The sequence below is a fragment of the Egibacter rhizosphaerae genome, assembly GCF_004322855.1.
Lineage (GTDB): Bacteria > Actinomycetota > Nitriliruptoria > Euzebyales > Egibacteraceae > Egibacter > Egibacter rhizosphaerae.
The window spans coordinates 2,024,314-2,048,147 of record NZ_CP036402.1; the positions used below are offsets into that span (position 1 = coordinate 2,024,314).

Here is a 23,834-nt window from a genome sequence, read left to right on the forward strand (position 1 = left end):
CGGGTATTATGAGGGTATGTCGAACAGGTATTCGCTGCACCAAGCACCGCCGGGCTCGCGCGATGACGGCCGCGACGGCGGCGGGCCGGTGGAGACCACCGCGGGCACCCGGGGTGACCTCGCAGCACTCGAGGCGGCGCTGGAGCAGGCCGAGGCCGCCCTGGCGCGCGCGGTCATCGCCGCCGGCCGGCTGGCCGGCAGCGGGGTGTGCGAGCAGCAGGAAGGGCTGCCGCTGGAGCGGTTCGTGTCGCTGGCGGTCCGCTGGAGCGGCCGCGACGCCCGCGCGCTGGTGGGCATCGGTGAGGTGCTGGGCGACATGCCGGTGCTGGCGGGGCTGGTCGAGCAGGGGCAGGTGTCGTACTCGCAGGCACGCGCGGTCGCCGGCGGGCTGGGCCGGCTGGGTCGGGCGGCGCGCGCGACGGTGGACGAGCGCATCGGCGCCACCATCGCCGCGCGCGGCGGCGTGGACGGCTACGACCCCGACGGGCTGGTCGACGCGGTCGCCGACGCGGTCGCTGACTGCCGCGAGCAGCGCGCGGCCACGCGCCAGGACCAACGCGCGCGGGCGAGCAACTACCTGCAACTGCAGCCGGGCCTGGACGGGCGCGTGCAGTTGTTCGGCGACTGCGACGCTCTCGCCGGCGCGGTGATCATCAACGCGCTCGACGCGGCCGCGGGCACCCCCACCAACGACGACGGCGACCACGCGCATCACCACGACGACGACCGCGACGACGACGACGCGGGCGCGGGTGCGGGTGCGGGCCTGCCCGAGGGGGTGGCGCCCACCCGGCGGGGTCGGGCCTACGCCGATGCGCTCACCACGATCGCCAGCCACTACCTCGCCGGCGCCAGCGACACCGAACGCGCCGCCGCGGCCACCCCCAACCACCCCAACGGCGCGGGCACCACGAACCACCCCAACGGCGCGGATCCTGCGGGCGGCTCGGGCACCGGCACGGGCACCGACGACGCGGGCGGTGCGGGCGCGGGCGGCTCGGCTGCGGGCGCCGCCGGCGGCTCGGCTGCGGGCGCGAGCTCTGCCGGGCCTGCGGGCGCAGGGGCGGGACGGCGCGCGCGGCCGCTGGTGATCGCCCACGTGCAACTGTCGCAACTGTTCGGCCTGGCCGACGGACGCATCGAACTCAACACCCGCGGCGGATACCCGCGCGTGTCCGCGGCCACCATCGAGGCGCTGGCCGCCAGCGGCGACGTGCGCGCGGTCGTGTTCGACGGCGCCCGCCCCCTGGCGGTCACCGACAAGATCGCCGCCGACCACATCCCCGCCGCCACCCGCACCAGCGTGCGCGCCCGCGACCGCGGCTGCCGCTTGCCCGGCTCACGCGACCCCATCGGCCACACCGACCTGCACCACCTCACCGCCCGCGCCGCCGGCGGCGACCACCACCCCGACAACCTCGTCGCGCTCTCACGCCGATGGCACACCCGCGTGCACCACCACCACTGGCACCTGACCCTCGACCCCGACTCAGGACAACTCACCATCCGCCGCGGCGACCGCCAATGGCACAGCCTGCCGCCCGGCACCCCACTCGAACCCGCACCTGCCCCTCCTGAACCCGAACCACCGCCCGACCCACCCGACCCGCCCCAGGACAACCCCGAAGACAACCACGAACCCGACCAGCACGACCCGCCACCCTTCTAACCCCCACACACCCCCGCCCCGCGCACCCACCCGTGCGCGGGGCACACGCGCGTCGCGAAGGCGACCGAACCGCGACCTCGCACTCGAGCGCGCCGCGCGCGCATGATCAGGGCTTGAGCAACCGCTCGAAGCGGCGCGCGGCGACGACGCCGGCGAGGAGCGTCAGGACCACGAGCACGCCCGCGTGCACGAGCAGGACCGGTTCGAGGACCCCGAGCGTGAGGCCGCGCAACAGGGCCGCGCCGTGGAACAGCGGTGACAGCCACACCAGCGGTTGGACGGCCTCGGGATACACGTCGATCGGGAAGAACGTCGCCGACAGCAGCATCATCGGCAGGATCACGACCTGCACGAGCTCCTGGTCCTGCCAGTCACGGATCCAGGTCGCCACGGTCGTGCCGAGCGCCGAGAACGCGAACCCGACCAGCATTGCCGCCGGCAGGGCAGCCAGCGCCCACCACGACGGGATCCCGCCGAGTGCCGCCGCCATCGCGAGGAAGGCCCCCGCGTACATGAGGCCGCGCAGCTGGCTCCAGGTCACCTCGCCGATGGCGATGTCGAGCGGGCGCAGCGGCGTCGCGAGCATCGCGTCGAAGGTCTTCCAGAACCGCAGCTTCACCCAGGTGTTGACCGTCGACTCGAAGACGGCCCCGTTCATGGCGCTGACCGCGAGCAGCGCGGGCGCGACGAACGCGAGGTACTCCACCGCCCGGCCGTCGGGACCCTCGACGGCCGGGACGAGCGCGCCGAGCCCCAGGCCCATCGCGAGCAGGTAGAACACCGGCTCGAAGAAGCCGGTCAGGATGACCGGCCAGAACCGGCGGTAGAACATCGCGTTGCGTTCGAGCACGAGCGGCACGTGCCGCCCGCCGCCCTCGCGCAGCTTCAGCGTGTGGACCAGCCATGCGCTCATCGGCGCAACACCCGCCCCACCACCCGAGCCGCCGCGACGCCACCGACGACGGTGAGGCCGGCCAGCACGGCGAGATGCGCGGCGGCCGGCCAGGTCGTCGGGGCCCCGAGCGCGGCCAGGCGGGCCAGCTCCGCGCCGTGCCAGAGGGGGGAGACCGCCGCGATCGGCTGCACGGCGTCCGGCAGCCGGTCGATCGGGAAGAAGGTCCCGCTGAACAGGAACAGCGGGATGATCGCGAACCGGAACAGCGTGGTCAGCGCTTCGCCGTTGCGCACGAGCGCGGTGAACGTCGCGATCGGACCCGCGAAGGCGGTCGCCACGAGCACCCCCACGGGGATCGCCACGAGTGCCCGAAGGGGCTCGATCACGCCGAAAACGACGATCACGACTCCGATGATGGCGCCGGCGAGCACGGCCCGGCAGATCACCCACCCGAGGTGGCCGAGCACGATGTCGCGCGGCCGCACGGGCGTGGCGATCGTCGCGTGGTACGTCTTCTGCCACTCGAGGCCGACCATCACGGGCCAGAGCGACTCGGCCGCGGCGAGCTGCATCGCGACCGCGACCATCAGCCCCGGCGCGAGGAACGCGAGGTAGGAGCCGCCGGGCAGCCCCGCGGCCTCGCCGGGGTCGACGACCGCGCCGACCCCGTAGCCCACCGCGAGGAGGTAGAGCAGCGGGTTGGCGGCATTGCTGACCACGACGCTGCGGAAGGTTCGGCGCGCCGCGATCGCGCGGCCCTCGAGGACGCGCAGGGCGGGAGCGAGCGTGGCGGCCACTGAAGCCCCTAGTCCACCAGGGTGCGGCCGGTCAGCCGCAGGAAGACGTCCTCGAGGCTCGCGCGGCGGGCGAAGATCCCTGCGCGGGCGAGGCCACGTTCGACGAGTGCGGCGGCCGTCTTGTCGCTGTCGCCGGTGTAGATGAGCACCCGGTCGGGCAGCACCTCGATCGTCTCGACGAGCCCGTCGAGGGCCGTCCGGTCGAGTTCGTCGCTGGGGACGTGCAGCTCGACGACCTCGCGGCCGGCGTGCACGGCGATCAGCTCGGCCGGGGTGCCCTCGGCGACGATCCGGGCGTGGTCCATGATCACGAGCCGGTCGCAGAGCTGCTCGGCCTCGTCCATGTAGTGGGTCGTGAGGATGAGCGTCGCACCGCCGCGCTTGAGCCGCCGCAGCCGGTCCCAGAGGAGGTTGCGCGCCTGTGGGTCGAGCCCGGTCGTCGGCTCGTCGAGCAGGATCAGGTCCGGACGGTTGACCAGACCCCGCGCGATGACCAGCCGCCGCTTCATGCCGCCGGACAGGTACTCCGCCTTGGCGCCGCGGCGATCGGTCAGCTCCGCGAACTCGAGCAGCTCGGTGATCCGCGGGCGCAACTCGCGGCGCGGAAGGCCGAAGTAGCGGCCGTAGATGAGCAGGTTCTCCTCGACGGTCAGCTGCGGGTCGAGGTTGTTCTCCTGCGGCACGACGCCCAGGCGCGCGCGGATCGCCTCGCCGTCGGTGTCCGGATCCTCACCGAGGACCCGCAGGTCGCCGCCGGAGCGGGGGGACATCGCGGCGACCATCCGCATCGTCGACGACTTGCCCGCGCCGTTCGGACCGAGGAAGGCGAAGGACTCCCCCCGGAACACGTCCGCGTCGATGCCGTCGACCGCGACCAGGTCGCCATACCGCTTCTCGAGGCCGCGCGCGGAGATCGCGTCGCCGCGCGCAGCCTCCCCCGTCGATCGCGGCACGAGCCCCCCTTCTCGAACCAACCCGTTCCAACAGCCCACGGCCGGCGTGCGAGCCTAGCAGTGCGCCCCCTCGCTAGGCTCGCCCTTTCGGATGAGACCCACGCTCCGAGGAGGACGGGTGCCCGAGGATCCCACGCTGCTGGGGCTTCCCCCGCTGGGCGTCGTCGCAGTGAGCGTCGTGGTGGCCTGCGCGGCGATCGTGCAGGGCACCGTCGGCATCGGGTTCGGGATCGTGCTCGTGCCGGCGCTCGCGCTGCTCGCGCCCACGGCCCTGCCGGCGACCCCGCTGCTGTTGGCGGTCGCGCTGACCGCGCTGACGGCGCGCAGGGAGCGCAGCGCGATCGATCGTGACGGCTTCCCCGCGCTGCTGGCCGGCCGCCTCGTGGGCACCGTCATCGCCGTCGTGGTGCTACTGGCCGTCACCGAAGCCCTCCTCGAGGTCCTCTTCGGGACGGTGATCCTGGGGGTGGTCGCGCTCAACGTCGCCCGCCCCCGGGTCCCGGTCACACGCACGACCCGCCTGCTGGCGGGCACCGGGTCGGGATTGTTCGCGACGACGGCGGCGATCGGGGGGCCGCCGGTGGCCCTGCTCTACCAGCATCGCCCGGGCCCCGAGGTCCGGAGCACCCTGGCCGCGCTGTTCTTCATCGGCACCCTACTGTCCCTCGCTGGTCTGTCCGTGGCCGGCCGTCTGCAACTCGACCACGCCCTGCTCGCGTTGGTCCTGCTGCCGGCGCTGCTTGCCGGTTTCGCGGTCAGTCGCCCGCTTCGGCGATGGCTCGACGGAGGGTGGCTACGACTTGCGGTGCTCGCCTTCGCCGCCATCGGCGGTGTGCTGGCGATCGCTCGCGGCCTCGGCGGTTGAGCGGGCCGCTACGAGGCCGGGCTCCGGGGGTGGCCCTTCGCGTCGGGCCCGCAGCACGTCGATCAGCGCGCCCAGCAGGAGCAGCACGCAGCACGCCTGCAACCAGATGAGTGCCGCGACGATGCTGCCGATCCCGGAGAGGGTGGGGTTCAGCGTGAGACCCCCGCCGACCACGCGCCCCACCACCGCGGAGAGCAGCAGGATCGCACCGACCGCGAACAGGGAGCCCGGCGTCACGAGGCGGCGATCGACGGGGGGAGCGTCGGGAGCGATGCGGTAGGCGGCCGCGACCGCGACGGCGGTCACCGCTCCCGCCACCGCGACCCGCACGAGGGTGCCCAGCGGGGTGGCCCACGCCGGCAGCTGTCCGGGCAACAACAACTCCTGCACGGCCTCACCCACGACGAGCAGGACGAGCAACGCGAGGAGTGCGAGCGCGCCGATCACCACCAGCACGAGCGCCGCTCCGAGACGACGCAGCCCGCGCCGCCACGGGTCCACCCCACGGATGATGGTGAGCGCCCGTCCCAGCGCGGCCGCGGCGCCGGTCGCCGCCCACAGACCGATGAGCGTGCCGAGCGCGATCGCGCCCCCGGCACCGGCGCGCGCACGATCCACCGCGTCCGCGATGGGCTGCTCCGCGATCTCCACGATCTGCGCCGGGACCACCTCGATCCGCTCGAGCACGGCGACGACGCTCGCCCCGTCCACAACGAGGACGAGGACGCTCACGCCCGCCAGCAGCGCGGGAAAGAACGCGAGCACGATCCGGAAGGCGACCGCGGACGCCAGGTGCACGAGGTCGACGTCGCGGGCGGCGCGCAGGGTCGCTCGGATCATGTCCCTCTCTCGCTTCGCGACCCGCATGGAGCGGTCATCTCACTCCGCATTGTGCAGGACTTGAGGCCCCGTCGGTCCCGACCGTGTTTTCCAGCTATCCACCATCGGCGCGCTGGAGCCGACGAACCGCCGCGGGCATGGTGCATCCGGCGCCATGCCCCGGCGGGGTGCGCATCGGGTCGGGACCGCGCAGGCCGATGCCCCCGCGCTCGCCATCATCAACGGAGAAGACCCATGCTTGCCAGGACACTGCCGGCCCCGGGAATCCGCCGGCGCGCCACGGTCACGGTGCTCGCGCTCGGCGCCGTCGGCGCGGCCGTCGCGCTCGGCGCCGAGCCGGCCACCGCCGACGACGCGGCCGATTCCGACCACGAGATCTGGGCGCTCGACCAGGGCGAGGACCTCAACCGCATCCACGTCCACGACCCCGACCTCGCCGAGGGCGACGTCATCGACTTCGAGGGCCACGAGGACGACGTCACCACCCCCCACATGATCGCGTTCGACTCGAGCCACGAGTACGCGGTCGTCGCGAGCACCGCCTCGGGCACCGTGTCGATCATCCGCACCGATGACCGTGCGGTCGTGGAGACGATCGAGACCGGCGCGGGAGCCCACATGGCCTCGTTCGCGCCGGGGGACGAGTCGATCTGGGTCGCCAACATCCACGAGGCGACCTTCAGCGAGATCACCGCCGACCTCGACGCCGAGGAGTTCGCGGTCGACCGCGAGCTGGACGTACTCGACTCCGAACCGTGGCTCGCCGAGTTCGCCGACGTCGAGGGCGGCGGCGCAGGCGCACGCGTCGACGGGTTCGACGAGATCGAGGAGATCCCCGACGACGCCGAGAGCGTCCCGACGCCGGTCTGCCACGAGTACACCGCCGACGGGCAGTACGCCTATCTCACCCTCGGGCCGGGCGCCGGCGGCCTCGTCGTGGTCGACATCGCCGCCGACGAGCCCGAGATCGTCGAGGTGTTCGAGCGCGACGACGTGAAGGCGAACTGCGGCCTCGCCCGCTCCGCGGACGGGCAGAAGATCTACGCGAACTGGGGCGACCCCGGCACCCCGATCGACGGTGACGACCCCGCTGCGGGGGTCGAGGAGGACGAGACCGGCGAGTGGTACGTCTTCGATACGAGCGACCACTCGCTGATCGCCGCCAGCGACGACGTGCGCGGCGTCGACGCCCACGGCGTCCGGCTGCACCCGGCCGGTGACGCGCTCTGGCAGGTCAACCGCGGCACCGGGGAGGGCGTCGTCGTCGACACCGACACCGACGAGATCGTCGACGAGATCGAGGACACCGGGGGTACGCCCGACATCGTGGACTTCTCGCCCGACGGGGAGCACTTCTACGTGTCCTTGCGTGGCCCGAACCCCATCTCGGGCGCGGCGCACGTCGCGTTCGGCGAGAACCCCGGGTTCTCGGTGCTCGACGGGGAAACCGGTGAACCGATCGACACGGTCCACCCCGCCGAGGAGGACGAGGACGAGTTCGAGCGCAGCGACTTCCACGGGCTGGGCGTGCGCGTCGCCGACCCGGCCACCCGGATCGCCGGCGCGGACCGTGTCGCGACCGCGGTCGCCGTTTCGCGGGACGACTTCGACGACGGCGCGGCCGACGGGGCCGTGCTCGCCCGCGCGGACGACTTCCCCGACGCGCTCACCGGCGCGCCGCTCGCTGAGTCGGTCGGCGGGCCGCTGCTGCTCAGCGCGTCGAACGAGCTGTCGGCCGAGACCGCCGACGAGCTCGAGCGCGTCCTCGACGACGCGACCGTGCGCCTGCTGGGTGGCACGGCCGCGCTCTCCGAGCAGGTCGAGGCCGACGTCGAGGCGCTCGACGTCGACGTGGAACGGCACGCCGGGGCCACGCGGTACCAGACCGCGCTCGAGGTCGCGGCCGAGCTCGACGACCCCTCGACACGGCTGATCGCCACCGGCGAGGACTTCCCCGACGCCATCGCCGCGGGTGCGGCCGCGGGACACACGGACGCCGCGGTGATCCTCACCCGCCCCGAGGAGCCGCCCGAGGCGGTGCAGGACTACCTCGTCGAGAACGAGGGTGAGCAGTGGGCGATCGGAGGTCCAGCGGCCGAGGCGCACCCCGACGCCGAGGCGCTGGTCGGCGAGACCCGGCACGAGACCGCGCTCGAGGTCGCCGAGGCGTTCTTCGACGACCCGGACTTCGTGGGCCTCGCTCGCAGCGACGAGTTCCCCGATGCCCTCGCCGGGGGGCCGAACGCTGCGGCCGCCGGGGGGCCGGTGCTGCTCACCCCGAGCAGTGCGCTGCAAGACGGCGTCGGCGAGTACGTCTGTGACACCCTCGACGTCGGCGACACGGCCGTCGCCTACGGCGGCCCCGCGGCGTTGAGCGAGGACATCCTGCGCGCCGGCACCGCACGGCTGCACGGCGCCGGCTGCGAGTAGCGGCGGAGGCCGTGGGGGCGGCCGACTGGCCGTCCCCACGCGCGTCGCGCCGCGAGCGCGAGTCGCGCTCAACCGATCGCGGCCCCCTCACGCGCGGCGATGCCGGCACCGAGGTGCTCGGGCACGAAATCGTAGTGATCGTGGACGATGTCGACCCGCGCCGTGCCGCGCGTGAGGCTGCGCAGTTCGGGCACGTACGTGGTCAGCTCCGCTTGGGGCACGAACCCGTGCACGCGGGTGCGGTCGAGCGCAGGTCCCGGCCCCGGGATCTGCTCGGAACCCTGGATGCGGCCACGGCGGGCCGAGAGGTTGCCCATGACGTCTCCGACCAGGTCGCCCGGCACGGTCACCTCGACGTGCATGATCGGCTCCAGCAGGGCGAGCCCCGCCTTCTCGGCGGCGGCGCGGAACGCGAGCGACCCCGCGGCCTGGAAGGCCATGTCCGAGCTGTCCACCGAGTGGTGCTTGCCGTCGAGGAGCCGCATCGCGACGTCCACGACGGGATACCCGGCCAGGACGCCGCGGGCCATTGCCTCGACGATGCCCTTCTCGACGCTCGGGATGTACTGCCGCGGGATCACGCCTCCCACGATCTCGTTGCTGAAGCGGAACCCCTCGCCCCGCGGCAGGGGCGAGACCTCGATCTCGGCGATCCCGTACTGCCCGTGGCCCCCCGACTGTTTGACGTGCTTCCCGACGGCCCGGGCCGTCGCGCGCAGCGTCTCCCGGTAGGCGATCCGCAGGGGCTCCTCGGTGATGTCGATGCCGAACTTGCGGGCGAGCCGGGCCTGGCTCACGGCGAAGTGCTCCGGACCGTAGGTCGACAGGACGGTCTGTCCCGTGTCGGGATCGTGCTCGACCTCGAGGGCCGCATCCTCGTCGGCGAGGCGGCTCAACGCCATCGCCAGGCGATCCTCGCTCCCGGGCGCGGCCGGCACGATCGCGGTCCGGTGCTGCGGGCGCGGGGCGCGGACCTCCACGACATCGACGGGTTCGCCCGCGGGATGCAGGAGGTCCCCGGTGCGCACGTCCTCGAGCTTGTTGTAGCGGACGATGGCGCCAGCGGGCGCACGTTTCATCGGCTCCTGTTCGGCCCCCTTCGGGCGCGCTGGGTGGTTGAGCCTGACGGTCGCGCCCGTACGGGCCACCTGCAGCGTCGTCTCCGCGGTCAACTCGCCGCTCGCGACTCGCACGAGGTTGACCCGACCGACGTACCGGTCGGTGTGGGTCTTGATGACGCGCGCCGTGGCCGGCCCGCTCATCTCCGGGGCGGGACCCTCGTCGACGACGAAGTCCGCGAGCCACCGCACCCCGATCGGTGTCGCCACGGAGCCGCACAGCAGCGGGAAGAACCCGCAGCCGGCGATGCCGGTCGCGAAGGTCGCGGCGAGCTCCTCGGTACCCGGCGTCTCTCCCTCGAGGTACCGCTCGAGGAGGGCGTCGTCGTTCTCCACGATCGCCTCGACCAGCAGCTCGCGGTTGCGCTCGGCCTGCTCGCGACGTTCATCGGGCACGTCGACCTCGACGCGCTGGCCGTCTCGTCGCTCGACCGCGACGAAGCGCAGGAGGTCGATGACCCCCGTGAAGTCGTCGCCCACCCCGATGGGCATGTGCACGGGAGCGAGCGCTTTGCCGTAGCGCTCGCGGAGCGCCTCGATGTTGCGTTGGTACGCGGCCTGGGGCAGGTCGAACTTGTTCAACCAGAGCAGGCGAGGGATCGCGAGCTCGTCGCACGCCGCCCAGAGCTCGTCGTGCTGGGCCTGGACGCCGACGCTGGCATCCACGACGAACACGGCGAGGTCCGCGGCGGCCAGAGCGGCGAACGCGTCCCCGAGTGCCTCCGCACCGCCGGGGGTGTCGACGATCGTGAGGACCCGCTCGCGCCACGGCAGGCTCGCCACGGCGAGGCTCAGCGAATGTCCGCGCTCCCGTTCCTCGACCTCGTGGTCCAGGACGCCGTGGCGGCCACGCTCCCCGCCCTCGAGTTCGAGGAGCGCCTCACCCAGAGCGGTCTTGCCCGTCCCGCCGTGGCCCATCAGCAACAGCGTCCGGTACGCCGAGCGGTTCGTCGACATGTGGCCCCCGGGGCGTGCGGATGACGACGCGTTGGACCACCAAGGGTAGACCGCCCGGCTGCGAGGCGGAACCCTCGTACCCGACCGTCAGCCCCGCGGATCGGCGAGCTGCGCGGCCGTCGCCCTCACGCGAGACCGGTCTCGAGCGCCGCGCCGACGGTGCCTGCGAGCTCGCGGACGGCGTCGCGCTCCGCCTCCCCGGGCTGCCCCATGATCTCCACCGGCTCGTGCACCTCGCGCCACTCCAGCGCGCCCGCGATGGACTGGACCGCCCGCACCGCACCGGTCGTATCGAGGTTCCCGTGCACGTAGACCGCGTAGGAGCGTCGCTGGGTCGCCTCCAAACACGGGTAGTAGATTCGATCGAAGAAGTGTTTGAGCGCTCCCGACATGTACCCGATGTTGGCGGGCGTGCCGAGAACGTAGCCGTCGGCCTCGAGCGCATCGACCTCACTGCACGTCAGGGCCGGGCGGACGACCGTCTCGAGCCCCTCGAGCAGCTCGTCGCTCGCCCCCTCGACGGCAGCCTCCAACAGTTCCTGGGTCGCCGGGGACGGCGTGTGGTGGACGATCAGTAACCGGGCCATGCCCGCCAGAGTGCGAGGCGATCGGGCCGCCAGCAAGGAGGCGGACGGTGCGGGCTCAGTCCTCCTCGAGCGGGTCGTACGCGGAGCGCGTGTAGCGAACGCTCGCGTTCCACATCATCCACTCGTCGACCCCGGCGCGTTCGGCGGCCTCGAGCTGCGCGCGTACCTCGGACTCGCCGTGGGGCCCGCCGAGCTGGAAGTCCTGCAACCACGCGACCACGTGGGAGTCGCCCTGCTCCTCGGCGAGGCGGACAAACTCCTCGAGGGATCGCTCGGTGATCAGCCCGGGCTCGGCGTTCGGGTCGCTCACGTCGAACTCCCCCGGCCCCCAGTGGCTGTAGTAGACCATCGGGGCGACGTAGTCGAGGTGCTCGGACATCGCCGGGATGTCCTGCGCGATCTCGTGAGGCCGGGTCGCCGCGATCCCGTAGACGGAGGCGCCGTGGCTCGTGCCGTACGGTGCGATCGCCTCGTCGGCCTCCTCGAGGAAGTCGACGATCGACTCCGACGGCGTGGTGTCCTCGTCGAGGCCCCCGAAGTGGTACTCGTCCAAGGGCCCGTCGGGACGGCGGATGTAGTCCCACAGGATGTCGTCGACCCCGGCTCGCGCCGCCTCGACCGCGAGATCGATCTGGTACTGCCGCACGTCCTCGTGGGCGAAGCTCGTGAAGCCGTCGTAGCTGCCGGTGTGCATCACGCCCTCGGGCCGCTGGACCACGACATCACGATCGCCGTTCTCCCAGGCGTGCGGCGCCCAGGTCGGGTCGGCGAACGCGACGATGCGCCCCACCACCCGGATCCCACGCTCGTGCAGCTCAGCGACGGTGTCGTCGAGGTCGTAGACCGCGAGGTTCGCGCCGATCTCGTTCGCGAGCTCCAGGTCGGTGTCGTAGCCGACGTGACCACCCTCGTCCTTGAGGCTCAGGACGACGGTGTTGATCCGACCTTCCTCGGCGAGGGTGAGGACGCCCTCGCGCAACTCGTCGCTCGCCCACCCGTGCGGCGAGACGTGCACGCCGCGGATGCGCTCCACGTCGCTGCGTGAGGGCACCCAGGCCGCTTCGGCCTCTGCGGTCGCGGTGTTGCCGGCCTCGCTCGTCGCAGTAACCGTGAGCTCGTGGACGGTGGCCGCCCCGTCCTGTGGCACCTCGAGTTCGGTCGCGAACTCGCCGTCCTCGTCGACCTCGACGGGCTCGCCACCCACCTCCACCTCGGCGTCGGGATCCGTGGAACCAGCGATCCCGACCGGCTCGTCCCCGACCGCGAGGTCGGGGTCCTCGAGCCGCAGGGGCGGGGGGCGCGTGTCGAGCGTGAACGACCACGACGCCTCGGCTGCGGGGGCGTCCTCGGTCTCGGGCACCTCGACCTCGATGACCTGCTCGCCCTCGGGCATGCGGTCGAGGTCCAGGGGCACCTCGCCGTCCTCGTCGAACGGGTGCTGCCGCGCGCCGTTGCGACGCACGGCGGCGTGCTGAACGCGCTCCGCCGGCTCGCCGACGACCGTGACGTCGAGGCCCTCCTCGAGATCCTCGGCAGTGACAACGTCCCCGTCGTCGAGGCCGCGGAGGGCGAGCTCGACGCCGGCCTCATCGCTGTCCGGGGCCTCACCCTCGCCCCCAGTGCCGACGTCGAGTGGCGCGTCGGTCGCGCCGGCATTCCACCACCACGCCATCGCTGCGGCCGCACCGACCAACAGCACGCCGATGAGGGCTGCCCGCATGATCCGTGTGCTCCCCGATGCGTCCAAGGCACCCTCGTACTCGTCAATCATTCGCGACGGCACCGCGGTCCGACCCCCTGACCGACGATCCCCGAACCGTCCGACCCTGGCTCATCCGTGCCACCGCGACGCGATCCTCTACTGGCCCCCGGCCCGAGGGCCGCGGCGGCATGGACACGTGGCGCAGCCTACTGCTCGTCACCCCTCCGCGAGGGCACTGGGAACAGGATTTTCGATCGATCCCGACGCGCGTGGACGGCGCCCCCGCGCCCGCCTCCCGGGCGGCCATCGGCGTCGTGTCGAACCCGGGACCGGCCGTCCGGTGACCGCGCGAACCGAGCCTACGTCTCGCGCCGCGAGGCCAGCCAGGCACCGGCCAGCACCAGGGCGGTGCCCACGAGCGCGGTCGCGTGCAGCGGCTCACCGCGGAGCGCGACGCCGAGGACGATGGCGACGATCGGGGTGAAGTAGATCGCCACCGAGCCCCGTGGCCCCCCGACACGTCCCACGAGCGTGGTCATCAGCACGAATGCCAGTCCGGTGCCGAGCACACCGAGCGGCACCATCGCGAGCGCGGAACCCCACGCCCACTCGGAGCCCGGCAACTGCACGAGACCGAGCGGTGTCACGATCACGAGCGCCGCGACCTGGGCGTGCAGCAGCACCGGCAGCGAGCCGTAGCGCTGCTGCAGCGGCACGGCGAGGTTCGCCGCCAGCCCGTAGAGGCACACGGCCACCAGCAGCAGGGCGGTGCCGAGCGCGGTGGCGTCCGCGTCGCCCAGCCCCGGCCACATGATCGAGAGGACACCGACGAAGCCCAGCAGCAGGCCGACGACCTGGCGGCTGCCGGGCAGGCGCCGCAGCAGTGCCGTCGCCCACACCGCGGTGAAGATGGGCATCGCCGCGTTCATCATCCCCGCCACCGAGGAGTCGACCCACTGCTGGGCGATCGGGAACAACGTCAGGGGGATGCCGATCCAGACCACACCCAGCAGGGCGACGCGCGGGAGGTCCTCGCGGGCCACGCGGCGGCGGGCCCGCGACACCAGCGCGACCGCGGCGGCACCCAGCGCCACGCGGGCGAGGGTCACGACCCCGGGCCGCAAGGCCTCCAGACCGATGTCGATGAACAGGAACGACGAGCCCCACATGAACGCGAGCGCCGTGAGCAACCCCCATTCGGGGGCGCCGAAGGCCTCCGACAGCCGTCCCGCGGACGTCTGCAGGAGGCGGGGCCGGGGGGCACCGTCGGACATGGACCGTGCGGCCTTTCCCGCGCCGGGGCGCGTCAACCCTGACGGTCGCGGGAGCGCGCACCGTCACGTTCGTCGGGCAGGCCGAGCACGCGATCGCCCTCGCGGAGCGCACCCAGGCGCGGGTCGTCGTACCGCAGGAGCTCTCCGTCGCGCACCACGGCGAGCGTGCGCTGGCCCTCCGTGGCGTCAACCGCGCAGCCGACCTCCCGTATTCCCACCTCGCGCTCGGAGAGCGCGAACCCTTCGGCGGTGTGCAGGAGATCGTCCACGACCCGACCGACCAAGGAGCTCCTCGTCGTGAGCCCCAGCAGCCGGCCGGACGCTTCGGCGGTGGTGATCGCCGCGTCGGCGCCGCCTTGGCGCAGCAGGTGCGCGTTCTCCTCCTCGCGGACGGCGGCGACGATCCGGGCATCGGGGTTCAGCTCACGCGCGGTGAGCGTCGCGAGCACCGAGGTGTCGTCGCGGTTCGTCGCGATGATCACACCGCGCGCCTCGCGGACCTTCGCCTCGTCGAGGCACGAGACGCGCGCCGGATCGCCGTTCACCACCGTGAACCCGTCGTGGCGGGCCTGTTCGGCCGCATCCGCATCGATGTCGATCACCACGACCTGCCGGTCAGCAACCCCGTCCTCGCGCAACGCCTCGACCGCCGCGCGACCCTTCGTCCCGTAGCCGCACACGATGTAGTGGTCACGCAGCCTGCGGCGGGTGCGTGAGCGGCGCAGGTCCTCGCGCCACTGGGACGTGAGCAGCTCGACGGTGGTCCCCACGAGCAGCAACAGGAACACGATCCGCGCGGGCGTCACCAGCAGCGCGGTCGCCATTCGGGCACCGTCGGTCACGGGCACGATGTCGCCGTACCCCGTCGTGGTCACGGTGACCGAGGCGTAGTACAGCGCATCGATGACACCGATCGTCCCGCCCGCCTCGTCGACGTACCCGCCCCGCCCCGCGTACAGCACGATCGCGACGAACAGGATCAGTGAGGCCGCGAAGAGCAGCCGCCGCAGCAGGCGGATGATCGGCGTGTACTCCCGGGCGGGGGGACGCGAGCGGACGTCCTCGGTGGCGGTTTCGGTCGGTTCGCTCATGGCCTCTCGATGGGTACGACGCACTCGCACCACCCTGGGTGACAGCGCCCCACGATACCGTCCCCGGGAGTCCGGGCGGCTCCGGGCGGCCACGTGATGCCCGAGCCTGCGAGACTGTCGCGCGACCGTGCGATCCCCGACGTCCCGTCCCGTGAGGTTGCCGTGCAGGTTCGTTGCCGTTTCCGCCCCCACCGCCGGGGGTTCGGGTTCCTGACGCCCGTTGCCGAGGACGGCGTGACCGAGACCACGGTCGCGGTCCCCGGCGCCGATGGCGAACCCGTCGAGGTCGACCGGGTCTTCGTGCCCCCACAGCCGGCCCGCGCGTTCGTGGCCGACGACCTCGTCCTCACCACGATCGAGCTCGCCGACAAGGGCGCGACCGCCGCCGCCACCGAGCTGGTGACCCGACCGCGCCGGCTGCTCACCGGCACGACCGCCAGACGCCGCGGGCAGATGGTCATCGAGCAGGACGGTGCGCAGGGCACAGGCTGGATCACCTTGGCCGAGCCCGTCGCAGAATCCCTCGCGGCGCACGAGGGCGAGCGGGTGGTGGTGCTCGTCGTGCCCGGTGAGGGCGGCGCCCCCGTCGCACAAGCCGTGGCAGCCGGCCCCTACCCCGCCGGCACCGCGGACGCGACCCGCGCCCGCGCCGTCCCGCTCGTGCTGGGGGGCGCCGCCCCCTCGGTGGTTCCCGGCGGTCCGGCCGCGGTCGGCCTCGACCCGCAGGCGACCGAAACCACGCACGTGCGCATCACCGGCCAACTGGCGGCAGGGCGACGCGGTGCCGCCGCCGGGCTCGACCGGTCGGGACCCGTTCCGGGCGAGAACCTCGTGCCGATGGACCGGCGCGACGAGACGTGCGTGACCGTCGACGCGTTCGCGAGCCGCGACCTCGACGACGCGGTCGGCGCCAGCTGGGACCGCGATCCCGACAGCCCGGTCTGGGTCGCGGTGCACATCACCGACGTGGCCGGCGACATCGGGCTCGACTCCCCCGCGGACCAGTACGCCCGCACACTCGCGGCGACGGCCTACCTGGCATCCGGACCGAACGCGCCGATGCTCGACCCCTCGATGTCGGAGGGAGCCCACTCGCTCGTCGTCGGGCAGGACCGGGCCGTGCTGTCGGCCCGCTTCGCGGTGCTGCCCGACGGGCGCGTCGACCGGGTCACCGTCGAGCCCGCCTGGATCCGCTCTCGCGCGCGACTCTCGTACCGTGCGGTCGAGCGTTGGCTGGCTGGCGACGGCAAGGCCGTGGAACTCGAGGCGAGCACGCAGGCCCCCTCGGTCGAGCGGGCCCTCCGCGATGCGCTGGAGGCCTCCCGGCGGCTGTCGGTCGAGCGCGACGCGCGCCTCACCCTCGAGGAGCTGTTCGACCAGGCGGAGCTCACCCCCACCGTCGTGAACGGCGAGCTGACGCTGGCCTCCGCCGAGCCCCACGCGGAGGCCTACCGGCTGATCGAGCGCCTGATGGTCGCCGCGAACGAGGCCGTCGGCGGATGGCTCGTGCGCCACGAGATGCCGGCCCTCTACCGCGCGCACGAGGGGATCGATCCCGGGCGGCGGGAGCGGCTGCGCGCGGCAGCGGAGCTCGCGGGGGCGTCGCTGCCCTCGGTCGAGGCCGACGACGGCGACCCCGACCGGGTCACCGGTGAACTGCTCGCCGAGATCGACCGGCTTGACCGCGAGGGACGGATCGAGAGCCGCGATCTGCTGATCTCGACCGCGACGTCGTCGACGGCGCGTGCGACGTACGAACCGGATCCGCACCAGCACCGCGGGCTGGCGTCGGAGGCCTACGTCCACTTCACCTCGCCGCTGCGGCGCTACGCCGACCTCGTCGTGCACCGCCAGGTGCGCGCCGCCCTGGCGGGCGAGCCCCCGCCCCACGAGGTGGAGTTGCTGCGGCCGCTGTCGGACTGGCTCGGTGCTCGCGCAGGCGCGCTGGCCCGGCTGGAGGGCAGGGAGCGCGCGGATCTGTGGGCCCTGCTCCTCGAGCAGGGGGAGATTCGCGGGGCGGAGACCGCGGTGGTCACCGGGCTCACTCCCGCGGGGCTGCGGATCCGGGTGCCGCGGCTGGGCCTGCCCGGGTTCCTGACCGCCGAGGACGCCCTCGGGCTCGGGGACGATGAGCGCGCGAAGCTCGAGACGGACACGCACGGGCTCACCGCGACGAGCGCGTCCTGGCGGGTCGGGGTGCGCACGTCAGTGCGCTACGCCGGACTCGACGAGATCGGCCGCGCGAGCTGGACCCGCGCGGACACGGCCGGATGAGCCGGCTGGTGAGCCGGCCCTCGCGCCGGCCGGGCCTGGCCCACTGGCTCAGCGGCCGACGAGGGCCGCGAGCGCGAAGACCGCCGCGAGACCGGCGAGGGCGAGCAGGTAGCGGCGGTCCCCCGGCCCGCGCCATGCGCGGGCGGCGAGCAGCAACCGCAACGGTGGACCGAGCACCACGATCCCGATCGCGACCCACGCGACGCGCGGGCCCCAGGGAGCCGGGGCGAACAGGCTGACCAGCGCCGTGACGACCGCCAACGCGGCCATCGCGGTCAGCAGCCGGGCACCCTTCGGCACCGGATCGGTCGGCTGGTTCATCGATCCCCCTGCGCTGGATCTCCCTGCATCAGGCGGCCACCAGCACCACGGCCACGACCACCAACGCGCCGGCCAGCACGCGCCGGGCCAGGACGGGCGGGACGACCTCCTGCACCAACGCGCCGAGCATGCCGCCGGCGATCGCGCCGATCACCGCGACGGCCCCGAGGAGCGGGTCCACGTCGCCCCGGCCCACGTACACGATGAGCGCAGCCACCGCCGTCAGCCCGCTCGCGAGCGTCGTGGTCGCCGCGGCGACCTTGACGGGAACGTGCATCACCTCGCTCATCAGCGGGGTCTTGAGGTACCCACCGGAGGTCCCGGTCAGCCCGGCGACCACCCCGACCACCCCCGAGAGACCCAGACCCGCGGGCACGCGGCGGGCGCAATACGGCACCACCTCCTCGCCGAGCCGGTAGACGCCGGCGAGTCGGCCGGGGTGCTCCCCGACTTCGTCCGCGCCGAGCGCCGGGTCCGGACGGTTGCGCATCCCTCGCCGGCCGAAGCTGCCGGCAGCGGCGGTGAGGACCGCGACCGCGAGCACCACGTTGAAGAGCTCGGGGGGAACGACGCCCGCGAGGACGGCGCCGGCGACGGCGCCGATCGTGGCGGTCAGCTCGAGGACCACCGCCAGTCGATGGTTGATGAGCCGCTGCGCGAGCTGACGTGGCGCCGCCGCCAACGAGCCGGCTGCCACCGTCAGCAGTCCCAGGGAGGCCGCGAGCGCCTGCGGCACGCCGGCCAGGACGAGACCGGGGACGAGCAGCACGGCGCCGCCGATGCCCCCTGCGGCGCCGACAGCCGCAGCACCGAGCGCGGCGGTCAGCACGAGCCACAGGTCGGGGTCCGCGAGCGCCACCAAGCAGCCTTACGGGATGGGGTCGGACGGACCCGCATCCTATGGGCCGACCTGCCCGGGGACGCAGTCAGCCGGCCGGTGGCCGGGCCGCGGGCACGCCCGGCTCGTCACCGGCACGAAACGGCGCCCGGGTGAGAACGTGCAGCAGGTACCCGACCGGACCCAACAGGAGCGTGAGCAGCAGGACCGGAAGGACCACGAAGTGCGGCACGTGCCATGCACGCGCGTCGAGGTAGATCCAGCGTCCGACAAGCAGATCGAAGGCGAGGAAGTGGGCCCAGGCGACCAGCGCGCCGCGGGGTTCGGCCAGGAGGGCGGCCACGGCTCCGAGCTCGGGTCGCGTGACCGTCGAGAGGACGTCCCCGACGATCGGCGCCACCGCCACCGCGTAGGCGGCGGCCGCCGGAACGGCCACCAGCGGCGAGGCCAGGAGGCGTCGCGTCAGCCACCATCGCGGGGCGGCCAGCATCAGCGCCCAGACGGGGGCCACGAGCAGGAAGCTGGCGGAAAAGGCCGTCGTCACCGTCACGGCCGGCCCTCCCGGGGCGGGACGGCCGGCGCCGCCTGGTCGGGCGCACCGGTCCCGGCGGTCGCGTTCCGGGACGCGAGCGCCAACAGCGTGACCAACCCGGCCCCGCCGAGCAGTGCGACCCCTGCGACCAACAGGACGCCGGACACCGGCATGAGGTCCATGGGAGAGCGGCCGGTGAACGTCTGCAGCCCCGCGGCGAGGACGAGCCCGACGTACCCGACGGCCGCGACGACCACGACCCGGCGTTGGCGCGCGATGCCCCAGGCACCGAACCCCAGCAGCCAGGCGATCCCCGGCAGCACCTGCGCCGCGTGCACGGTCACGGCGTGCGGCACCTTCAGCTGGCCGGCCGCGCCGAAGACGTTCGGCTCCCGTCCCGTGTCAGCGAGCGTCTGCTCGATCCCGTGGGTGACCATCTGCCCGCCGAGTGCCTGGCTCACCAGCAACACGAGCAGCCCGGTGCGGACCCCGAGCACCATCGGGCCCGGCGCCTCCAGACGGGTGAAACTCCACCACGTCACCAGCAGGATCGACAGGGCGATCGCGGTGACCGCCACCCCCATGATCACGAAGACGCTGGCGTCGAATGAGCTCGTGAGGTTGAAGTGCGACGGCACGCCCCGGAACGCCTGGAGCGACACCGCGCTGACCTCGACGACGGAGCCACCGCCGAGCAGCCACGCGACGGTGCGCCGGGCCCGAGGACCCGTCCGCAGGTAGCTCGTCAGCCAAGCGACCGTGATCGACGTCAACCCGAACGACACCCCGAACAGGAACGGCTTCCGAAACGAGATCGGCCCCTGCCAGGCACGGTCGGTCAGGACCGCGGGCACGAGGTGCACGAGCCCCACGATGACCAGCATCGTGCCCACGGCGAAGAGCCAGCGCTGCGACGTGTCCCCCTCCCGCCAGTAGGCGGTGAGCGCGCCCCGGAGTTCCCGCACGAGCCCGGATGTCCTCCCCATCGCTGCTGCCCTCCGCTCCGGAGCCGCAGGGTTGCCGGCTCACGACTCCCCCGATCCGGTGTGAACTTCGAATCTTACATGTCGAGACTGACATGTCAATTGGCATCTGTCGAACGGGACATATAGACTGTGCCCAGGAGACGGACGAGAAGGGCGCGATGCCACTGCGACACGCACTGCTCGGGATGCTGAGCGAGCACCCGCACAGCGGATGGGACCTGACGAAACGCTTCGAGCAGTCCCTCGGCAACGTCTGGACCGCCTCCCACAGTCAGGTCTACACCGAGTTGGGCAAGCTCGAGGTCGAAGGGCTCATCGAGGTCGTCGGCACGGGCGCACGCGGGCGGAAGGACTACGCGGCGACCGAGGCCGGTCGCGCCGAGGCGACGCGCTGGCTGCGCGAGACCGAGCCCAGCCGCAGCGTTCGCAACGAGCCGATCCTGCGGGTGTTCCTCCTCTGGCTCCTCGAACCCGAGGAGGCCCGCGCCTACCTCGAGAGGGAACGTGACCGCCACGCCGAGCAACTCGCGTTCTACGAGCAACTGGCTCACGACTGGCCGTGCGACTCAGCGGCCGTCGATGCCTCGCGGATCGCGCTCGAGGCCGGACTACGGGTCGAACGGGCCTACGTCGAGTGGGCGGAGTGGGCCGCGGCGCGGTACTGCCAGGCCGACGAGACGAGGGACGGGGACGCGTCGGGCTGATCCGGACGTCCGGGTGCGGACCCTCGTCGGCGGGGTAGCGTCGACGCCGGGACACACCCGGCCGCTCCGCGGACCAGGAGGTGAACGGCCATGACCACCCGGCTGTGCTTCGTCCAGCACGAGGAGCACGATCCCGCGGGCCACCTCGGAGAACACGCCCACGCGCTCGGATTGGAGATCGAGGTCGTGCGGCTCGACCGCGGCCAGGGCCTGCCCGACCCCTCCGACGTCGACGTGCTCGTTCCGCTCGGCTCGTTCGCCTCGGCGGCTGACGACACGGTCCCGTGGCTGGCCGACGAACTGGACCTCCTCCGCCGTGCCGACGCCCACGACGTCGCGATCCTGGGCGTCTGCTTCGGCGGGCAGGCCCTCGCCCGCGCTCTCGGGGGCACCGTGGCCCCCCTCCAGACCCCCGAGATCGGGTGGCTGGAACTCGACACCGACGACCCCACGCTGATCGCCTCGGGCCCGTGGGTCGTCTGGCACAACGACGGGTTCGAGCCACCCCCCACCGCCCGGGAGATCGCCCGAACCCCGCGCAGCGGCCACGCCTTCGCCGTGCGTCGCCACCTGGGCATCCAGTTCCGTCCCGAGGTCACGCCCGACCTCCTCGACGCGTGGGTCGACGGGAGCCCCGACATGCTCGCCGCCGCGGGGGTGTCGGCAGGTCAGGTAATCGGACCCGCACGGGCCGCTGGGCCACGGGCCGAGGAGCGAGCCGGCAGGTTGCTGCGCGCCTTCCTGGCCCACGCGGGGGTCCCGGCTCCGGCCTCGGCGACCTGATCGCAGCGCCTTCCGCCCTCCCGTGACCGGCACCGGCCGGTACCCTGCCGATCCGGCGACGGTCGCCGATGGTGAGGCCAGGGGGAGACGTTGTCCGAGTCCACGACTTCGACGCCGACGCCCGCGCCGTTCGGCAGCGTGATGGCGGGCACGATGGCCACGAGCCGGACCAACGATGGCTCGTTCGCGCCCTTCGAACTCGAGCCCGTGGGACCACTGTCGCTGCACCCGGCTGCACACGGGCTGCACTACGGCAGCGCGTGCTTCGAGGGCCTGAAGGCGCACCGGGGCGAGGACGGCACCGTCCGCCTGTTCCGTGCCCGAGATCACGCCCAGCGGCTCGCCGGGAGCGCCGCCGGACTGTGCCTGCCCGTCCCCGACCCCGAGTGGATCACCGAGATGCTTCACGCGGTGGTCGCGGCCAACCTCGACGAGGTCCCAGACCCTCCCGGCGCCCTTTACCTGCGTCCCACCCTGCTGGGCACCGACCCCAACATCGGGGCGGCGACCCACCCCTCACGGGAGGCGCTGCTCTACGTGCTCGCCAGCCCCGTGGGGGACTACGTGGCGGCCGACCGGCCGCTGACCGTGGCGGTCGAGACCGACCTCCCGCGCACGACCCCGCAGTTCGGTGGGGTGAAGGCCGGCGGGAACTACGCGATGGCGCTCGGACCGACCGAGCGGGCACGCCGCGAGCTGTCGGCCCACCAACTCCTCTTCGCCCCGAAGGGGTTCGTGCAGGAGGCTGGTCCGGCGAACTTCCTGCTCATCAGCGACGGCGCCCTCATCACCCCGCCACTGGACGGGACGTTCCTGGCCGGGATCACCCGCGACTCCGTGCTGACCCTCGCCCGCGATCTCGGTGACCAGGTCGAGGAGCGCCCGCTGCTCGTCGACGAGCTCCTGGATCGCTCCGCCACCGCCGAGGCCGCCCTCGTCGGCACCGCGGCGGTACTCGCGGGCGTGGGCACGTTGGTGTACGGCGACCAGCGGGTGCGGGTGGGCGACGGCGGCGTCGGGCCGCGGACCCAGCGGTTGCGCGAGGCCCTCGTCGCCGTGCAGCGTGGTGTCGCCCCCGACCACTGGGGCTGGACCGAGCCGGTCGCTCCCGGCGGGTGACCGCGGCCTCACCGGCCCAGTACCGCGAGCGCTTCCGGCAGACACCCGCTGCCTGAGGCCTACCCGGGGGTCTCACGCGTGCCGCGCAGGGGATCCAGCAGTGCGTCGATCGACGGCGCCAGATCGCGGGCGAGGTCCCGGAACACGGTGGCGAGCTGGTCCGCCCGACCGACCGGCACCGCGATGGCGAGCCGGCTCGTCGCCTGCGGATCCCGCAGCGGCAGGTAGCGGACGTGCGCGCTGCCCACCACCCGCACGGCTGCCGGCACCACGGCCACGCCGTAGCCCGCGGTCACCAGCCCGAGCATCGTCGCGTACTGCAGCGCCTGCGCGCCCTCCCGCGGCCGGAAGCCGGCGAGCCGGCACACGGCGACGAGGTGGTCGTAGACCATCGGCACGTGCTCGCGGGGGAACAGCACGAACGGCTCCGCGGCCAACTCCGCGAGATCGACGGCCTCACGCTCGGCCAACGGGTGCCCGTCATCGACCGCGGCGAGCAGTGGCTCGTCCACGAGCGGCGTGAGCTCCACACCGTTTAGGGGGTCGGTGTCCCGGGTGATCGACACGTCCACGTCGTCGCCCACGCCCTCCAACTGCGCTTCGGTGGAGAGTTCCTGCAACTCCAGGCGGACCTCCGGTCGGCGTTGGTGGAAGGCCGCCAGCAGTCGCGGGAGCAGGTCGTAGGCGGCCGAGTCCACGAACCCGATGCGCAACCACCCGGTCTCCCCGGCTGCCGCGCGCCGCGCCGCCCGGCGCGCCGAGCCCGCCGCATCCAGGGTGCGGCGGGCCTCGACCAGGAACGCCTCGCCCGCCCGGCTCAGCTCGACGCGTCGGCTGGTGCGCGCCAGCAACGCCACACCGACGTCCCGTTCCAGTTGCGCCACCTGCTGGCTGACCGCCGACTGGGCGAGGTGCAGCCGGGCGGCCGCGCGACCGAAGTGCAGCTCTTCGGCCACGGCGACGAACGTGCGCAATGTTCGAAGTTCCATCGACCGATCATCGTAGCTGATCAATCGATCGTGACTCAGCGCTGATGGTGAACGTTCGTGGATGGATCCTGAGCGGACACACCAACCCTCGATCGCTCGGAGGCCAGACC

21 protein-coding genes are annotated in these 23,834 nt (G+C 73.1%); 7 read left to right on the forward strand and 14 right to left on the reverse strand.

Features of this window, described 5'->3' with window-relative positions; all coding sequences use genetic code 11:
- Positions 1–16: 16 nt before the first annotated feature.
- Positions 17–1,669 (forward strand): HNH endonuclease, encoded by a 1,653-nt coding sequence (locus tag ER308_RS09445; RefSeq protein ID WP_131154749.1) that lies wholly within the window; start codon positions 17–19, stop codon positions 1,667–1,669.
- 106 nt (positions 1,670–1,775) lie between these two features.
- Here the strand turns inward: ER308_RS09445 and ER308_RS09450 are convergent, their stop codons facing one another.
- From ER308_RS09450 to ER308_RS09460, 3 genes are read right to left on the reverse strand one after another with little or no spacing between them, the layout of a single operon-like run.
- The gene (locus ER308_RS09450; RefSeq protein ID WP_131154750.1) at positions 1,776–2,582 is read right to left on the reverse strand and encodes an ABC transporter permease; all 807 of its coding nucleotides are present in this window, start codon (positions 2,580–2,582) and stop codon (positions 1,776–1,778) included.
- Positions 2,579–3,361, reverse strand: a complete 783-nt coding sequence (locus ER308_RS09455; RefSeq protein WP_131154751.1) for an ABC transporter permease — start codon at positions 3,359–3,361, stop codon at positions 2,579–2,581. The genes ER308_RS09450 and ER308_RS09455 overlap by 4 nt, the downstream gene beginning before the upstream one ends.
- Positions 3,362–3,369: 8 nt before the next feature.
- Positions 3,370–4,314 (reverse strand): ABC transporter ATP-binding protein, encoded by a 945-nt coding sequence (locus ER308_RS09460; protein ID WP_131154752.1) that lies wholly within the window; start codon positions 4,312–4,314, stop codon positions 3,370–3,372.
- A gap of 118 nt (positions 4,315–4,432) precedes the next feature.
- Here ER308_RS09460 and ER308_RS09465 point away from each other — a divergent pair, with 118 nt between their 5' ends.
- A complete protein-coding gene (locus tag ER308_RS09465) occupies positions 4,433–5,179 on the forward strand; it encodes a TSUP family transporter (RefSeq protein WP_165491947.1) in 747 nt (248 codons plus the stop codon).
- On the opposite strand, the gene ER308_RS09470 is transcribed toward ER308_RS09465, so the two are convergent.
- On the reverse strand, positions 5,108–6,019 hold the full coding sequence (locus tag ER308_RS09470) for a YihY/virulence factor BrkB family protein (protein ID WP_165491948.1): 912 nt from the start codon (positions 6,017–6,019) through the stop codon (positions 5,108–5,110). The genes ER308_RS09465 and ER308_RS09470 overlap by 72 nt on opposite strands.
- 234 nt (positions 6,020–6,253) lie before the next feature.
- Between ER308_RS09470 and ER308_RS09475 the strand changes: the two genes are divergently transcribed.
- The gene (locus ER308_RS09475) at positions 6,254–8,449 is read left to right on the forward strand and encodes a cell wall-binding repeat-containing protein (protein WP_131154755.1); all 2,196 of its coding nucleotides are present in this window, start codon (positions 6,254–6,256) and stop codon (positions 8,447–8,449) included.
- 68 nt (positions 8,450–8,517) lie between these two features.
- Here ER308_RS09475 and ER308_RS09480 read toward each other — a convergent pair whose 3' ends face one another.
- From ER308_RS09480 to ER308_RS09500, 5 genes are all read right to left on the reverse strand, one after another.
- Complete coding sequence (locus tag ER308_RS09480) at positions 8,518–10,524, reverse strand: elongation factor G (protein WP_131154756.1); 2,007 nt, start codon at positions 10,522–10,524, stop codon at positions 8,518–8,520.
- Between the two features lie 125 nt (positions 10,525–10,649).
- A complete protein-coding gene (locus ER308_RS09485; protein ID WP_420826252.1) occupies positions 10,650–11,120 on the reverse strand; it encodes a flavodoxin family protein in 471 nt (156 codons plus the stop codon).
- A 46-nt stretch (positions 11,121–11,166) separates the two neighbouring features.
- Positions 11,167–12,831 carry a putative glycoside hydrolase gene (locus tag ER308_RS09490; protein WP_131154758.1) on the reverse strand — a complete coding sequence of 555 codons (1,665 nt, stop codon included), beginning with the start codon at positions 12,829–12,831 and terminating at the stop codon, positions 11,167–11,169.
- A gap of 341 nt (positions 12,832–13,172) precedes the next feature.
- The gene (locus ER308_RS09495; RefSeq protein ID WP_131154759.1) at positions 13,173–14,087 is read right to left on the reverse strand and encodes a DMT family transporter; all 915 of its coding nucleotides are present in this window, start codon (positions 14,085–14,087) and stop codon (positions 13,173–13,175) included.
- A gap of 32 nt (positions 14,088–14,119) precedes the next feature.
- On the reverse strand, positions 14,120–15,178 hold the full coding sequence (locus tag ER308_RS09500; RefSeq protein ID WP_131154760.1) for a potassium channel family protein: 1,059 nt from the start codon (positions 15,176–15,178) through the stop codon (positions 14,120–14,122).
- Positions 15,179–15,412: 234 nt separating this feature from the next.
- On the opposite strand from ER308_RS09500, the gene ER308_RS09505 reads away from it, so the two are divergent.
- The gene (locus ER308_RS09505; RefSeq protein WP_165491949.1) at positions 15,413–17,452 is read left to right on the forward strand and encodes a ribonuclease catalytic domain-containing protein; all 2,040 of its coding nucleotides are present in this window, start codon (positions 15,413–15,415) and stop codon (positions 17,450–17,452) included.
- Between the two features lie 48 nt (positions 17,453–17,500).
- Here ER308_RS09505 and ER308_RS09510 read toward each other — a convergent pair whose 3' ends face one another.
- The 4 genes from ER308_RS09510 to ER308_RS21515 form a co-directional block, all read right to left on the reverse strand.
- On the reverse strand, positions 17,501–17,773 hold the full coding sequence (locus ER308_RS09510) for a hypothetical protein (RefSeq protein ID WP_131154762.1): 273 nt from the start codon (positions 17,771–17,773) through the stop codon (positions 17,501–17,503).
- A gap of 28 nt (positions 17,774–17,801) precedes the next feature.
- Positions 17,802–18,632, reverse strand: a complete 831-nt coding sequence (locus ER308_RS09515; protein WP_165491950.1) for a sulfite exporter TauE/SafE family protein — start codon at positions 18,630–18,632, stop codon at positions 17,802–17,804.
- Positions 18,633–18,699: 67 nt separating this feature from the next.
- Entirely contained in the window at positions 18,700–19,161 is a 462-nt protein-coding gene (locus tag ER308_RS21510) for an ABA4-like family protein (RefSeq protein ID WP_165491951.1), read from the reverse strand.
- Positions 19,158–20,129, reverse strand: a complete 972-nt coding sequence (locus ER308_RS21515; protein WP_165491952.1) for a hypothetical protein — start codon at positions 20,127–20,129, stop codon at positions 19,158–19,160. Before ER308_RS21515 ends, ER308_RS21510 begins: the two co-directional genes overlap by 4 nt.
- A gap of 158 nt (positions 20,130–20,287) precedes the next feature.
- Between ER308_RS21515 and ER308_RS09525 the strand changes: the two genes are divergently transcribed.
- The 3 genes from ER308_RS09525 (at position 20,288) to ilvE (ending at position 22,735) form a co-directional block, all read left to right on the forward strand.
- Positions 20,288–20,833 (forward strand): PadR family transcriptional regulator, encoded by a 546-nt coding sequence (locus ER308_RS09525; protein WP_131154765.1) that lies wholly within the window; start codon positions 20,288–20,290, stop codon positions 20,831–20,833.
- 90 nt (positions 20,834–20,923) lie between these two features.
- The gene (locus tag ER308_RS09530; protein ID WP_131154766.1) at positions 20,924–21,616 is read left to right on the forward strand and encodes a type 1 glutamine amidotransferase; all 693 of its coding nucleotides are present in this window, start codon (positions 20,924–20,926) and stop codon (positions 21,614–21,616) included.
- Positions 21,617–21,706: 90 nt separating this feature from the next.
- Positions 21,707–22,735 (forward strand): branched-chain-amino-acid transaminase, encoded by a 1,029-nt coding sequence (ilvE, locus tag ER308_RS09535; protein ID WP_205745989.1) that lies wholly within the window; start codon positions 21,707–21,709, stop codon positions 22,733–22,735.
- 59 nt (positions 22,736–22,794) lie between these two features.
- Here ilvE and ER308_RS09540 read toward each other — a convergent pair whose 3' ends face one another.
- Positions 22,795–23,724 carry a LysR family transcriptional regulator gene (locus ER308_RS09540; protein WP_131154767.1) on the reverse strand — a complete coding sequence of 310 codons (930 nt, stop codon included), beginning with the start codon at positions 23,722–23,724 and terminating at the stop codon, positions 22,795–22,797.
- Positions 23,725–23,834 lie beyond the last annotated feature (110 nt).

Excerpts from the sequence above, each read along its gene's own strand:
- ER308_RS09445 (WP_131154749.1), top strand. The coding sequence starts at position 17 with ATGTCGAACAGGTATTCGCTGCACCAAGCACCGCCGGGCTCGCGCGAT.
- ER308_RS09450 (WP_131154750.1), bottom strand. The coding sequence starts at position 2,582 with ATGAGCGCATGGCTGGTCCACACGCTGAAGCTGCGCGAGGGCGGCGGG.
- ER308_RS09470 (WP_165491948.1), bottom strand. The coding sequence starts at position 6,019 with ATGATCCGAGCGACCCTGCGCGCCGCCCGCGACGTCGACCTCGTGCAC.
- ER308_RS09475 (WP_131154755.1), top strand. The coding sequence starts at position 6,254 with ATGCTTGCCAGGACACTGCCGGCCCCGGGAATCCGCCGGCGCGCCACG.
- ER308_RS09480 (WP_131154756.1), bottom strand. The coding sequence starts at position 10,524 with ATGTCGACGAACCGCTCGGCGTACCGGACGCTGTTGCTGATGGGCCAC.
- ER308_RS09490 (WP_131154758.1), bottom strand. The coding sequence starts at position 12,831 with ATGCGGGCAGCCCTCATCGGCGTGCTGTTGGTCGGTGCGGCCGCAGCG.
- ER308_RS09495 (WP_131154759.1), bottom strand. The coding sequence starts at position 14,087 with ATGTCCGACGGTGCCCCCCGGCCCCGCCTCCTGCAGACGTCCGCGGGA.
- ER308_RS09500 (WP_131154760.1), bottom strand. The coding sequence starts at position 15,178 with ATGAGCGAACCGACCGAAACCGCCACCGAGGACGTCCGCTCGCGTCCC.
- ER308_RS09510 (WP_131154762.1), bottom strand. The coding sequence starts at position 17,773 with ATGAACCAGCCGACCGATCCGGTGCCGAAGGGTGCCCGGCTGCTGACC.
- ER308_RS21515 (WP_165491952.1), bottom strand. The coding sequence starts at position 20,129 with ATGGGGAGGACATCCGGGCTCGTGCGGGAACTCCGGGGCGCGCTCACC.
- ER308_RS09525 (WP_131154765.1), top strand. The coding sequence starts at position 20,288 with ATGCCACTGCGACACGCACTGCTCGGGATGCTGAGCGAGCACCCGCAC.
- ER308_RS09530 (WP_131154766.1), top strand. The coding sequence starts at position 20,924 with ATGACCACCCGGCTGTGCTTCGTCCAGCACGAGGAGCACGATCCCGCG.
- ER308_RS09540 (WP_131154767.1), bottom strand. The coding sequence starts at position 23,724 with ATGGAACTTCGAACATTGCGCACGTTCGTCGCCGTGGCCGAAGAGCTG.